Origin of the sequence: Pseudomonas sp. BN415, assembly GCF_029871195.1 — a bacterium.
Classification (GTDB): Bacteria; Pseudomonadota; Gammaproteobacteria; order Pseudomonadales; family Pseudomonadaceae; genus Metapseudomonas; species Metapseudomonas resinovorans.
Genome location: NZ_SSOK01000023.1, coordinates 1 through 14,740 on the forward strand (window position 1 = coordinate 1; position 14,740 = coordinate 14,740).

Sequence of the window (14,740 nt, forward strand, 5' to 3'; positions counted from 1 at the left end):
GCCGGGTTGGCGTCGAAGTCCAGAATCTGGTCCTGGCCGAAACCAGCACCGAACTGGAATACGTCGTTGCCGCCACCACCGCTCAGCACATCGTTACCCGTGCCACCGGCAATACTGTTGGCCAGGGCGTTGCCCGTGCCGTTGAACGGCCCCACGCCAGCGTAACGCAGGTGTTCGACATTCGCCGCCAAGGTGTAGGTCGACAACGAGGTCCACACCACATCATTGCCCCCACCTGCCAGCTCGATCACCACGTCTCCCGCGCTGTCAACGCCGTACAGGTCGTCCCCGGCGCCGCCCACCATCCAGTCGTTGCCTACCCCACCATGGAGACCGTCGTTACCCACGCCGGCGGCCAGCACGTCGTTGCCTCCCGCCCCTATGAGCACATCATTGCCCACTCCACCTTCGATGTTGTTGGCCAGGGCATTGCCCGTAGCGTTGAACGACCCCGTACCGGCGTAGCGCAGGAACTCGACGTTCTCCGGCATGGTGTAGGTCGACAACGAGGTCCACACGACGTCATTGCCTTCGCCGGTGGTCTCGACCACCACGTCTCCAGCGCTGTCGACGCCGTACAGGTCGTCTCCGGCGCCGCCCACCATCCGGTCGTTGCCTACCCCACCATGGAGACCATCATTACCCGCACCACCGGCCAACGTGTCATTGCCACCGCCACCGATGAGCACGTCATTACCCACGCTACCCGCGATGTCGTTGGCCAGGGCGTTACCCGTACCAGTGAACGGGCCCGTACCGGCGTAGCGCAGGAACTCGACGTTCGCCGGCAAGGTGTAGGTGGACAACGAGGTCCACACGACATCATTACCGCCGCCAGCAGTCTCGGTCACAACATCCCCGACGCTGTCAACGCCATACAGATCATCTCCAGCCCCCCCCGCCATCTGGTCGTTGCCAGCGCCGCCATGGAGGGCATCGTTACCCGCACCACCGTTCAGGACATCGTTGCCCGCACCGCCGCTCAGGAAATCATTCCCCGCACCGGCATTAAGTGTGTCGTCACCACCACCGCCATTCATCACATCGTCACCCGCCGTACCGGTCAGGATGTTGTTCCCGCCATCGCCGTTGAACGTCCCGCCGATAACGGCGGTCGCCGCCGACGCAGCCTGGTTGGCAAAGCCCTGGTCATCCGTGAAGCTCGCCACCACCCGCAGCATCAACCCAACCTGCAATGCGCCGGGGGTGAAGTTTGCCGACGTGGCACCGCCGATGTTGGTCCAGGTCGTGCCGTTGGCGGAGGACTGCCACTGGAAGCTGAACACCGAGGTGGTGGTGCCGTCCGCATCGGCGATGGTGCCTCGGCTCGCCGTCAGCAGTTGGCCTTGGGTCGGCGTGGTGTCGCTGATGACCGGGGCGCCGGTCGGTACATCGTTGACCTGGGTAGGCGCTACCGTATCCGTCACATTCGACAGCACGGTCTCCAGCACGCCGTTGGCGTCCTTGTAGATGGCCATCACCCGCAGGGCCAGGCCAGTCAGATCCTCGGTGACGCGGAACGTCCGGCCGGTGGCGCGGGAGGCCTCACCGGCGGCAATGAAGACGATGTCTTCGAAGATGCCCGAGCCCGCGACGGTTTCCACCTGCCAGTAGTAGGACACCGGACCGGTGATGGTGCCACCGGCATTGTCGGCGTCGGTGACACCGGCCAGGGATGCAGTCAGCAACGAGCCAACCTCAGGCGTACCGTCGCTGATGCTCACGGCCCCCACCGGAAGGGCATCGGTGCCCGACAGATCGATGATCCCGTCGGCGAACTGCAGCCGCTCGATGCTGGTGAGGCGGTCAACGCCATCACGACCAGCCACCAAGTCGGTCACCGTCACAGAGCCGTCCAGGTTGGTGACGAAGTCGTACTCTGACGAAAGGCCCCGATAGGCCGCCGTATCCAGCGCCGCATCGCCCTGCAGGATCTCCCGCACGATCACCAGTTGCCCCGCGTTGTAAGTGCCGCTGACCATCAGCGGCACCATCTCGGCCATGCTGTTGAAGCTGGCGATTTCCGGTCCTGAGCCGTCCAGGTTCTGACGTACGCTGATGCGCACGTTCAGCCACTTGTCGCCATCGATCAGGTCGTCGCCGCCGCGCCCCATGAGGATGTCGCTGCCGCTGCCACCGAGGATGATGTTGCCACCGTCGAAGAAGGTGACCCCGGTGCCGAGGAACTCCTGCAGGCCCGAGATCAGCGCGATGTTGGTCAGCACGCTGCCTTTGGCGCCAGCGGTCGGCAGCGTCGTGGCATCGGAGTCGTCGCCGCTGATCACATCACCGAAGGCGGAGCCTGACAGGCCTTCGACGAAGTCGAAGCGAGCCAGCACGGACGCGCCCGATCCCGGTAGTTGCGGCTGATCGAAGAAGCGGTCGCTGATGTCGATCGTGACGCCGCGCGAGTCGTTCTTGAAGGTCGCCCAGTCGTAGCCTGAAGCACCGATGTAGCGATCGCCCAGGCCGGCGCTGCCGACCATGATGTCGTCACCGCCTTCGGCGTTGAACTTGTCGCCCTCGCCTCTGCCGATGTAGACGTCGTTGCCCGCGATCGGGTCGTTGCCAGCCGGATCGAAGTTGTCGCCAGGGGCGCCGTCCGAGGTACCGGCTTCCAGCCAGTCGTCCCCTTCGTTACCCATGTCCTGCTCGTTGGCCTTGGAGCCCAGGATGAAGTCGTTGCCCTGTCCACCAAAGGCCTCACTGGCGTCTTCACCGGTGATGATGAAGTCGTTGCCGAAACCACCGAGGATCAGGTTGACGCCATTGCCGCCCTGGATCACGTCGTTGCCGTTGTCACCCTTGATGTTGTCGTCGCCACCCACGTCCGTGATGATGTCGTCGCCGTCGCCACCATTGATGAAGTCATTGCCGTAGCCGCCATCGAGGCGGTCGTTGCCGCCGTCGCCATAGAGGGTGTCGTCACCCTCGCTGGAGCGCAGGATGTCGTTGCCGGCGCTACCGCCCAGCACCACATGGTCGGGGCCGCGGTACAGCAGGTAGTTGGTATCGGTGCCCGGTGTTGCCGGGTTGTCGCGGCTTACCAGTGGCAGCAGCGGGTTGTCACCCAGCGGGTCGGAGTTGCCGGCGATGCCGTCGGCCCCCACCACATCGTCCAGCGTGCCCTGGATGCCATCGAGCCCTGCATCGTTGAGGCCGGTGTGCTGCAGCAGCGGGTTGACCTCCAAGGTGTAGCCCGGAGTGAGGAAGACGATGGCCGGCAGGTGGGTTGCATGGGTGTTGGCCATGATCAGCTTGGCGAACGAGTTGCCTTCCAGCTCGGCGTTGAAGTTCAGGCCGGCGGTGCGCTCCAGGTAGTAGAAGCGGTCACCGTCCTGGAGTTTCTCCAGCTGGTTCTCGAACACGAAGTTGAAGGTCGAGCCCAGCATGCCGCCGAACGGCATGATCTCCTCGGCCAGGCCACCGATCCAGAAGTCCACCAGGTTCAGGCCGGTTTCCACGCCGGTCCAGGTGCCCGTGCCATTGAGGAAGTCCAGCCGGTCGGCCGGGGCGGTAGCGCCACCCAGGACAATCGCGGTCGCGGCGGCACGCTTGTCGGCCAGGGTGGTAGCCCCGGTGATATCCAGGTGGGTGCCGTAAGCCGCGATGAAGTTGATCAACGACTCCGGATGCTTCAGGTGCATCACCATGTCCGCCCAGCTGACGTAGGGCTTCAGGTTGGCGTCGCCGGTGGCTTCATAGAACTGCGCACGAGCATGGTTGAGCGATGCCACGCCGGTGTCCCGGCCCCGGGCGATGTTCAGTGCGGCGAGGTCAAGCGGCAGCCCCACCAGGTTATTGCGCAGGGCCTCGGTGACGAACTCGTCGATCTCGTTACCCACGGTGCGGGTCACGCCACGGACGATGGCGCTGGTGGCGTCTTCCGGGGTCAGCCCGCTGGCGGCATAGGCCAGCGGGTTGAGGAACGCGGCGATCAGACCCAGTTGCTGGTCGTTGGTCGGGTGCAGCGGATCGACGGTGACCGGGTTGAAGTTGGCATCGAAGCGGTCGACCGTCTCGGTCAGCATCGAGTGGCCGAAGCGGTAAACCGTATGGGCGAACTCGGCAACGATCGAGGGATCGAGGTTGACGTCATAGACTTGCGTCGGCGCGAAGAACAGGTCGACGTTGGGCTGGATGGTCCGCGCGAACTCTTCGAACACCAGGTGCTGGTACTGCATCTCGGTGCCGAACTTGGCGGTCTGGAACAGCCGTTCACCATTCCACTGCAGTGCGGCTATCTCGGCCGGAGTGGTCGGGAAGGTAGTGACCGGGGTCAGCAGCCACTCGTTGATGAAGGCGACGTCATTGCTGGCCAGCACCGTGCTCTTGGTCTGTTCCACCAGGCGGTTGTGCTCGGAGTGGAAGATCGCGTGCACGGCGGTCAGGCCGATGTTCTCGTTGACCCGGCCGTCACCGGCCATGTAATGCGCATCCAGCAGGTCACCGTCGTAGGTGCCAGCCGGCTGGGGAACGCCGGCCTGGCTGTTGATCACACCGTCGTTGTCGCGGACCAGCCCGGGTGCTGCCGACGGGTCGGCGGCGTGGGCGATGTCGATGAGGAACTGGTGCCCGGTACCGACAGCACCGGCCAGGCTGATCCCGAGGCCGCCGTTGGCGGCGGGATTGCCTTCGACGAGGACGTCGTCAGGGGTTCCCGGCAGCCCGTCCGGGCCAGGGAACACCACCATCGGGAAGCCGTTCGGCCCCTTGATGAAGTTGCCGTAGTCATCGGTGGCCAGCAGCGGCACGTCGAACACATTGGCGTCGGTCAGGTTGATCCCGAGGACGTCGCGAGCTTGTGCCTTGACCACCGCCCAGGTGGCCATGCCGCCGATTTCCACATCGTCGGCGGTGCCGAACTCGCCATCGGCGCCCAGGTTGCGGTTGGTGATCAACTCACCGGTGGCGCGGGGGCCATTCGGCGTGGAGATGTATTCACGCAGGAACACCTGGTGCGACGGATGCGAGCTGTAGGTCTGGTTCTGGTCGACGAAGGGCGAGGTGGTGTTCTCGTTCTGCCCTGGCACGCCACCTACCTGAGTGGCGCGAGTGAGGACCATGAAGTTGGTCGGGCTGCCGGGGACGAAGCGCGGGTCGTCCGGCTGCAGCGGGATGAACACGGCCCCGCTACCGCCTTTGGTTACCAGGTCCAGTCCATGGTCGAAGAACTGACCGAAGAAGGTCATCCAGGCGTTGAACGGCGCGGTCAGGCCGGCATCCGGGCTGACGTTGGGGACGAAGTTCACCTGCTGGTCATCAGCCGTGCCGAACAAGCCATCCAGGCCGGGGCTGGTCACCAGTGTGGAGCCATCGGTACCTGCCGCAGCGGCTACCGCCGCCGGATTGTTGTTGGTCTGGTCGACGATCAGGTTGCTGATGGTGCGCGGGTCGCTGTCCACCACATTGGTGGAAGAGTTGTAGTTGGTGTTGGTGATGCCGTTGAAGGCAGCCTCGTCCTGCTCATCAGTGAACTCTGCCGGCAGCAGGCGCGGGAACGCATTGTCAGCGGCGCCGAACTGGCTCTGGTCGATGCCGGAGAAGTTCAGCAGGTTGTTGAACTCGCCGGTTACGGTACGCAGGCCGGCCGACGCGCGCACGTTGGGCACCAGGGACAGCAGGTCGGCACCATTGGCGTGAGCTTCGGCAATGCGGATCTGGTTGAGGATGAAGTCCAGGTCCGAACGCACCAGTTGCACACCGGCCCCGCTGGCGGTGATCGCCGGCCCCGGATCGACAGCTGTGGTGGGCGGTGGCGGAGTGAAGGGATCGACGGCAACGGTGGGCGTGGAAAACACCTGCTCGGTCACCCCGTTAGCATCGGCGTAGACGCCTTTCACCCGGATTACCAGACCGGCCAGGTCCGGAGTGATGCGGAAGCGGATGCCGTTGGCACTCTGGAAGGCCAGGTCGCCCGCAGGAGCGGCGATGATGTCCTCGAACACACCGGTGCCGGGATTGCGTTCCACCTGCCAGACGTAGGTGACGTCAGTGATGCCGCCACCGGGGTTGTCCGCGTCGTTGATGCCGGCCGCGGACACGCTGAGGAAGTCACCGACCTGCAGCGATCCGCCATTGGTATCGGTGATGGTCAGGGAGCCCGTCGGCTCTGCATTAAGTCCCGGCACCAGCACCTGGGTGACATCGGAGAACCGGATGCGCTCGATGTTGGTCAGTCGGTCGATGCCATCACGCCCTGCCACCGAATCGGTCACGGTGAAGGAGCCGTCGGCGTTGGCCACCACCGAATAGTCACTTGCCAGGCCTTGGTAGTTGGCGGTATCGAAGTCCGCTCCGCCATTGAGCAGTTCACGCACCGCCACCAGCTGGCCGGGGTTGTAGGTGCGGTTCAGCATCAGCGGAATCAGATCCACCATGCTGTCGAACGTGGCGATCTCGGGACCCGTGCCGTCGAGGTTCTGGCGCACGCTGATGCGCACGTTCAGCCACAGGTCGCCATCGATCAGGTCGTTGCCGCCGCGGCCCTCGATGATGTCGCTGCCACCGCCGCCGAGGATGATATTGCCGCCGACGAAGGTGTCCACCAGATCGTCTGCGGTACCTAGGATGGCGTCCGCGCCTACCGAGGCCTGATCGCCGAGGAAGGCCCGCAGGCCAGTGATCAGGTCCAGGTTGGTCAGCGCACCACCGGTGGCGCCACCGTGGTTGATGATGGTGGTCGGGTCCACATCGTCGCCGCGCAGGATGTCGGCGAAGTCAGAACCGGACAGGCCTTCCACTTCGGCGAAACGGTCGAAGATGGAGGCCGGCGACTGCGCCACGGGGAAGGCAATGTGGTCGCCCACCTCACCGATGCCGAGGAAGGCCGCCAGGGCCAGGTCGACGGTTACGCCGATGTTGTCGTTCTTGTAGGTGACCCAGTCATAACCGGACATGCCGTCCATCTTGTCCTGGGCATCGCTGCCCACGAAGATGTCGTCGCCGCCCTCCCCGATCATCTCGTCGAAGCCGCCGCCGCCAATGAAGACGTCGTGGCCGATCACGTTGTCAGCCAGCAGCGGGGCGAAGTTGTCGCCGGGCGCGCCGTCCTGGGTGCCCCACTCGATCCAGTCGTCGCCCTCGTTGCCAGTGGGTGGCAGGCTGGTCTTGGCGCTGTAGATAAAGTCGTCGCCCTGGCCACCGAAGGTGGTGGACATGTCTTCGATGGTGACGATGAAGTCCTTGCCGCTGCCACCAAGGATCAGATTGCCAACGCCTCCGGCCATCATGCTGCCAACATGGATGACGTCATTGCCGTCACCACCCTCCATGCGGTTGTCGCCGCCGGCGTCAGTGATGATGTCGTCGCCGGCCCCACCCATCACGGTGTCGTTGCCATAGCCGCCTTCGAGCACGTCATTGCCGCCATCACCGTAGAGGGTGTCATCGCCCTCGCTGGAAATGATGATGTCATCGCCAGCCGTGCCGCCGAGCACCACGTGGTCCGGACCGGTGTAGCGCAAGTAGTTGGTTTCCACAGCGGCGGTATTGGGATCGTCCCGGATCACCAGGGGGGTGATCTCCACGCCGTTGATGAGGATGCCGCCGGTGGGGTCATCACGGCCACCGACTCCCAATCCCGTGTGCTGAACAGCCTGGTTGACTTCCAGGGTCCAGGTCGGCGTGGTGAAGATTGCGTTGGCCAGGTGGGTGACGTCGGTATTCAGCATCACCAGCTTGGCAAAGGAGTTGTTCTCCAGCTCGGTGCCAAAGTGCATCCCCGCGGTACGCGACAGGTAGTAGAAGCGATCACCGTCCTGCAGGGCCTCCAGCTGTGTCTCGAAGACAAAGTTGAAGGTCGAGCCGAGCATGCCGCCAAACGGCATCTTCTCTTCGGCCAGGCCGCCGATCCAGAAGTCCACCAGGTCCAGGCCGGTCGTGGTCACACCATCCGGTCCGCTCGTCCAGGCCCCGGTGCTGTGCAGGAAGTCCAGGCGGTCTGCCGGCTCACCAGCGCCGCCCAGCACCAGCAGAGTTGCAGCGGCACGCTTGGCCGCCAGGGTGCTGGCACCGGTGATGCTGGAGTGGGTGCCATAGGCGGCGATGAAGTTGATCAACGATTCCGGGTGCTTGAGATGGTCGAGGAAGTCCACCCAGCTGGAATAAGGGTTCAGCTGCTCGTCGCCAGTCATGTGGAAGAACTCGCGACGCGCGGCATTCAGCGAGGGAATACCGGTGTCGCGGCCACGGGCGATGTTGATCGCCGCCAGGTCCAGCGGTAGACCCACCAGGTTGTTGCGCAGCGCCTCGGTGACGAACTCGTCGATCTCGTTGCCCACAGTGCGGGTCACGCCACGCACGATGGCCCCTGCCGCCTCTTCGGCGCTCGGTCCACTGGCGGCGAAGGCCAGGGGGTTGAGGAAAGCCGCGATCAGGCCGATCTGCTGGTCGGCCGTGGGGTGCAACGGGTCGGCGGTGACCGGGTTGAAGCTCGGGTCCAGGCGGTCGATGGTTTCGGTCAGCATCGAGTGGCCGAAGCGGTAAACCGTATGGGCGAACTCGGCGACGATCGACGGATCGATGGTGGTGTCATAGCCAGTCGGCGCGAGGAACCCGTCCACCTGGGGCTGGATGGTGCGCGCGAACTCTTCGAACACCAGGTGCTGGTATTGCATCTCGGTGCCGAACTTGGCGGCCTGGAACAACCGCTCGCCGTTCCATTGCAAGGCATCGATCTGTGCCTGGGTGGTTGGGAACGCGACCGGGGCCGTACCCGGCATCAGCCAGGGAGTCAGCTCGGCCAGGTTGCCGGAGGCCAGTAGGGTGTCTTTGGTCTGCTCCACCAGGCGGTTGTGCTCGGAGTGGAACACGTGGTGCACGGTGGTCAGGCCGATGTTCTCGTTGACCCGGCCATCACCGGCGATGTAGTGGGCGTCCAGCAGCTCATTGTCGTAGGTCCCGGCTGCGGGCGTGGTACCGACGTTGACGATGCCGTCGGCGTCCGCCGTCAGGCCGCCGCTCGGATCGGCGCTGTGGGCAATGTCGATGAGGAATTGGTGACCAGTGCCGACCGCGTTGGCCAGACTGATGGGGGCCAGCGGATTGCCTTCCACCAGGACATCGTCAGCGGTGCCAGCCAACCCATCCGCGCCTTTCATCACCACCTGCGGGAACCCGTTCGGCCCCTTGATGAAATTGCCGTAGGCATCGGTGGCCAGCAGCGGCACATCGAACACGTTCGCGTCGGTCAGGTCGATGCCGAGGATGTCACGAGCCTGGGCCTTGACCACCGCCCAGGTCGCCATCCCGCCGATCTCCACGTCATCGGCGGTGCCGAACTCGCCGTCAGCCCCGAGGGCGCGGTTAGTGATCAGCTTGCCGGTGGCATGCGGCTGCCCATCGGCACCGATCTGGTAGGCACGCAGGAACACCTGGTGCGATGGATGCGAGCTGTAGGTCTGGTTCTGGTCGACGAAGGGCGACGTGGTGTTCTGCTGCTCATGGATATCGTCAGCAGTACCCAGGATCCCATCTGCACCCGGCAGCATGGTGGCGCGGGTCATGACCATGAAGTTGGTCGGGCTGCCCGGTACGAAGAGCGGGTCGTCCGGCTGCAGCGGAATGAAAACGATGTCATTGCCGCCCTTGGTAACCAGATCCAGGCCGTGGTCGAAGAACTGCCCGAAGAAGGTCATCCAGGCGTTGAACGGCGCGGACAGCCCTGCATCCGGGGAGATATTCGGGATGAACTGCGTCTGTACGTCATCAGCGGTACCGAACAGACCATCCAGACCGGGGCTGGCCACGGTGGCCGAACCGGGAGTCTGTGCAGCAGCGGCAACCGCCGCCGGGTTGTTCGCGGTCTGGTCGACGATCAGGTTGCTTATGGTCCGCGGCTGGGAGTCGATCACGGTCCCGGTAGTCTGCGCGTAGGAGGTTCCCAACTCTGCCGGCCGGAACACAGGGTCCAGCAAGCGCGGGAAGACGTTATCTGCAGCGCCAAACTCGGTTTGCCCTGAGAACAGGTTGTTGAACGAACCATCGATGGTGCGAAGGCCGAAAGGCACCTGCACGTTGGGCAGAAGATCACGGAGATCCTCCCCATTGGCATGAGCTTCAGCGATAAGAATCTGCTGAAGGATGAAATCCAGGTCTGCGAGGTTGAAATTGGCCATTTGCTGATTCCTCAATTCCGACTGCGTAGGGGCGTGCGCCATGGCAGCAAGGACAGGGCTCCACGCTTTCGACTTGATTCGGGATTTGGGGGATTAGATGACGCCTACCTCGAAGCGACGCTGGTGGCAGCGCGAATCATGCTCTTCAGCAGGAGGTTCTATCCCTGGCAGTGCCGGCAATCGGGTGCCGGCGCCGGGGTCATCGACCCGGCGGATCGTGAAATTCGGAAAGGTGCAATGAGATGGGCGAAATCACCCACTGGAACAGGTCGCGCGATGCAAGGCTCATGACGTTCTCCCTAGCTTTTATTGTTTCCCGGCTAAGGCTGCAGCGCCCTCACGATGCAGCTGCCCGCAATTCGAAACAATTTCTTACATACCTGACTAAAGATTCGGCCAAAAACACTGTCAAGCGACCGTCATTATGGTCAATTTTCAGCAAGCAATCACACTAACTAATTGTTTTATATATAATTTTTAATGAAATAAGTTCTTACAAAGAAGAGAATGCGTGGCACTTCGGGGGCCTCCTTGCCCACATAGAGGACACGCATACCACGACAGAACGCCCGTTCTAGAGCCTTCAAGGGAGACATCTTCCGTTAATCCGGTGTTTGCCACCGCCCGGAGGACCCCGGTCAATTCTTGCAAAATAAGCGGTTTTATGAGTCAAAAACCCTGCTTTTGCCTGATCGCCCCATTGGGAATGTCTCGAAGGTTGTTGCTGGCGCACGGCTGCCGTACGCAGGTCGATCAGGTGAAGGTCGCCAACGATGTGCCGTCCGCCACATTGCGTAGCGGCCCGCTGATCGACCTCAGTCGCGCGCGCTGAGCGCGTGCCGCCATGCGCCCTGGGCGAGTGTCCAGTCCAGAACCTGGGCCGCAAGCCGGTCGGCGGCCTGGCCGAAGGCCGCCACCACCTGAGCCGGTGCCTTGTCGCTGGCCGTTTCACGCACTTCGAAACGTTGGCTGGCGAGCATGCGCCGGTTGCCGCTTTGCACCAGGCGCGCTTCCAGCAGGATATGCACCTCTACCCTCCCCGCCCGGAACTCCCCCTGGAAGGCGCGCAGATCGCCCGCCAGCACCAGGTCAGTGTCCAACCGGCTATCGTCGCTGCTCACCGCACCGATGCGACCGTCACTGCGAAAGGCATCGATCAGGCGGTCACGCAGCAACAGCGTGCCACGGTCCTCCCAGCGCACACCCTGATAGGCACTGATGCGGTCGCCTTCCGGCAGTACAGCGATGCGCGTGCTGTCCAGCAGCGGGCTGGCCAGGGGTTTGTTGACCTGCAAGGCCCAATCCACCGTTCGCCCGTTCATGGGCACTGCGCTGCTGGCAGGCAGTTGGTAGACCACCAACTCCTCACCTTTGGGCAGGATGGAACACGCACTCAGCAGCAACAGGAACGCCAAGGGAAACAGAGGCTTCATGGTCGGAACTCCTTGATGCTGTCGCTGCGCAGCAGATAGCCGCCCGGGTCTTCTTCGAGGCGCCGGGAGAAGTTGCGCAGCGATTCCAGGGTGTCGCGCAACTGGCCGATGGCCGGGCCCAGTTCGCCAATGCTCTTCATGCCGCCATCGAGGGATTGGCGGTTGCCATCCAGCAGTTGCTCGATACTGCGGCTGCTGCGTTCCAGGGAGGCCAGCAGCCGCTCTGCGCTGGCGAAGGCCTGCCGACCGTCGCCGTCCAGCAAGCTATTGGCGGTGCGCAATAGCGTGCTGGCTTCGCTCGTAGCGGTATTCACCTGCTCCAGGGTCCGGCGCAGCTCATCCCGCTGCTCAGCGATGCTGGCAGTGGTCTGTTCGAGATGGGCCAGTGTCTGGGACACGTGTTCGACATTCTTGCTGGAGAACAGCTTATTGGCCTGTTCCAGCAATCGGGTGACGCTGAGCATCACGTCTTCCCCGCCTGCCATCAACCGGGCGATGGGCGATGGATCGGCGATGATCACCGGCAACTTGCCACCCTTGCCCTTGAGCAGCGGGCTGGACGGCGTACCGCCGTGCAGCTGGATCACCGCGGTGCCGGTGACGCCGGTGATGGACAGCCGCGCCCGCGTGTTCTCCTTGATCGGCGTGGCGCCAACGATACGAATGCGCGCCATCACCTTGCGTGGGTCCTTCGGATCCAGGCGCAACTGCGCCACGTCACCGACCTTGATGCCGCTGTACTGCACCGCACTGCCCTGGGACAGGCCGCTGACCGCTTCGGTGAAGATCACCTCGTACTCCTGCAACTGGCTTTCGGAGCCGGCCCTGTTCAGCCAGAGGGCGAAGAGCATTGCCGCGCCGACGACCAGCACGGTGAACAGACCGATCAGGACGTGATGGGCTCGTGTTTCCATTCATGGACTCCCCGGCGCGCGCATTGCCGCCTGCTCGGCCGCACGCCCGCGCGGTCCGTGGAAATACTCGCGGACCCAGGGGTCCTCATTGGCGGCGACCACTTCCAGGCGGTCGGCCACCAGCACATGTTTCTGCGCCAGTACCGCGACCCGGTCGCACAGGGTGTAGAGGCTGTCCAGGTCATGGGTGACCAGGAACACGCTGAGCCCCAAGGCATCGCGCAGGGTTCGGATCAGTTGGTCGAAGGCCGCTGCGCCGATCGGATCCAGCCCCGCCGTGGGTTCGTCGAGAAACAGGATGTCCGGGTCCAACGCCAGGGCGCGCCCCAGGGCGGCGCGCTTGACCATGCCACCAGACAGCTCGGTGGGATATTTGCCACCGGCATCGGCCGGCAGCCCCACCAGTGCCAGTTTGACCCGGGCCAGGGCCTCGGCGTCCGCCCGATCGAGACGGGCGTGTTCGATCAGCGGCAGGGCGATGTTCTCGATCACCGTCAGCGACGAAAACAGCGCCCCGCGCTGGTAGAGCACCCCGAAGCGGCGCTCCAGCTGCGAGCGGCGCTCGGCCGGCAACGCCAGCAACTCTTCGCCGAACACCCGCACCGTGCCGACGTTGGCCCGACGCAAGCCGAGGATGCAGCGCAACAACACCGACTTGCCCGTGCCCGAACCGCCCACGACGCCAAGTATCTCGCCACGCAGCAGGTCCAGATTGAGGTCCTCATGCACCACCTGGGCGCCGAACTGGTTGCGCAAGCCACGCACCTCGATGATGGATTCTTCCGTCACCAGCCCACCTCCATCAGGAACAAGGCAGCCACTGCATCGAGCAGGATGACCACGAAAATCGACTGCACCACGCTGGACGTGGTGCGTTCACCCACCGACTGGGCGCTGCCCGTGACCTTGAAGCCCTCCAGGCAGCCGATCACCGCAATCAGGAATGCGAACACGGGCGCCTTGCCCATGCCCACCAGAAAATGCCGCAACTCGATGTTCTCCTGCAGCAGCGTCAGGTACATCGAAGGCGAGATATCCAGAGCCAGGGCGCAGACCACCGCACCGCCGACCATGCCGCTGAGCATGGCAATGAACGTCAGCAATGGCAGCGCGATCAACAAGGCGAACACCCGTGGCAGAACCAGCAGTTCCACCGGGCTCAGGCCCAGGGTGCGGATGGCATCGACCTCCTCGTTGGCCTTCATCGAACCGATCTGCGCGGTGAAGGCGCTGGCCGTGCGGCCAGCCATGAGAATGGCGGTGAGCAACACGCCGAACTCACGCAGGAAGGAAAAGGCCACCAGGTTGACCGTATAGAGGGTGGCACCGAAGTCCGAAAGGATCGTGGCACCGAGGAAGGCGACAACCGCGCCGACCAGGAAGGTCAGCAGCGCGACGATGGGCACCGCATCCAGGCCGCTCTGCTCCAGATGTGCCACCAGCGAGGTGACCCGCCAGCGGCGCGGCCGCAGGAGGATGGCAAACATGGCGGAGAGCGTCAGGCCGATAAAGCCGAGCAACGCCAGGGTCTGCTCCCAGAGCCCCTGCATCGCAGCACCGATACGTCCGAGCAACTCCACCAGGGCCGACTGTCTCGGGGGCGGAGATACCTCACCGTCCCCGGCCATGGCCGCAGCCACGGCCTGCAACAAGGCTCGACGCTCGGTGGGCAGGTGCGGTGCCAGGCGATCCAGGTCCGCCATGCGCGCGCTGCCGAGCAACTCCACCAGCAGGGCAGCGCCGGCGGTGTCCAGGCTGCCGAGTCCGTCGAGGTCCACCGACTGTCCGGGTAGCAGCGTGTCGCGCAGGGCGGCTACCCGGCCGCGCAATTCGCCAAAGTGGGCCAGGGTCCAGTCCCCGGCGATGCTCAGGCCCGATGAGTGAACGTCAATGGAAGGCGCCCCGCTCATGGCACGGCCCCTCCCCGATCTACCCCGACTGCTGCAGCGGCAACAGCCAGGCAACAAACCATCTGTTTCAGCAACACAACACGCTCTCCCTGACGTCGCTACTGCGCTGAAATCGTATCGTTGGCGGTCGGTGCCGCTCTTGCTCCAGGTCATTTCCCCGGATGAGCGGCGCCCCCGCTCGAAGCCGCTGAACGCGGCCCTCCGGCGCGGGAAGGCCGGCCTGACCGCCAAGCCTCAAAGCATAGCCCCTGCCCCGACACGCAGCGCCCGCAACTGGCCAGATCGCAATGGCCGGCCTAGGTTTTGTACGAAAAGTCGTCGAGCGAAGGTCAGGCAAGGCGAAATCGGCCGAAGAAGCGCAGTTT

5 protein-coding genes are annotated in these 14,740 nt (G+C 64.0%); all 5 read right to left on the reverse strand.

Annotation, left to right across the window (positions count from 1 at the left end; all coding sequences use genetic code 11):
- Window positions 1–10,118 (reverse strand): peroxidase family protein (locus E8F20_RS06400; RefSeq protein ID WP_280283002.1); only part of this gene is annotated, 10,118 nt, incomplete at its 3' end.
- A gap of 815 nt (window positions 10,119–10,933) precedes the next feature.
- Window positions 10,934–11,551 carry an ABC-type transport auxiliary lipoprotein family protein gene (locus E8F20_RS06405; RefSeq protein WP_280283003.1) on the reverse strand — a complete coding sequence of 206 codons (618 nt, stop codon included), beginning with the start codon at window positions 11,549–11,551 and terminating at the stop codon, window positions 10,934–10,936.
- The gene (locus E8F20_RS06410) at window positions 11,548–12,465 is read right to left on the reverse strand and encodes an MlaD family protein (RefSeq protein ID WP_274800421.1); all 918 of its coding nucleotides are present in this window, start codon (window positions 12,463–12,465) and stop codon (window positions 11,548–11,550) included. The genes E8F20_RS06405 and E8F20_RS06410 overlap by 4 nt, the downstream gene beginning before the upstream one ends.
- Entirely contained in the window at window positions 12,466–13,254 is a 789-nt protein-coding gene (locus E8F20_RS06415) for an ABC transporter ATP-binding protein (RefSeq protein WP_280283004.1), read from the reverse strand.
- The gene (locus tag E8F20_RS06420) at window positions 13,251–14,375 is read right to left on the reverse strand and encodes an ABC transporter permease (protein WP_280283005.1); all 1,125 of its coding nucleotides are present in this window, start codon (window positions 14,373–14,375) and stop codon (window positions 13,251–13,253) included. The genes E8F20_RS06415 and E8F20_RS06420 overlap by 4 nt, the downstream gene beginning before the upstream one ends.
- Window positions 14,376–14,740: the final 365 nt, after the last annotated feature.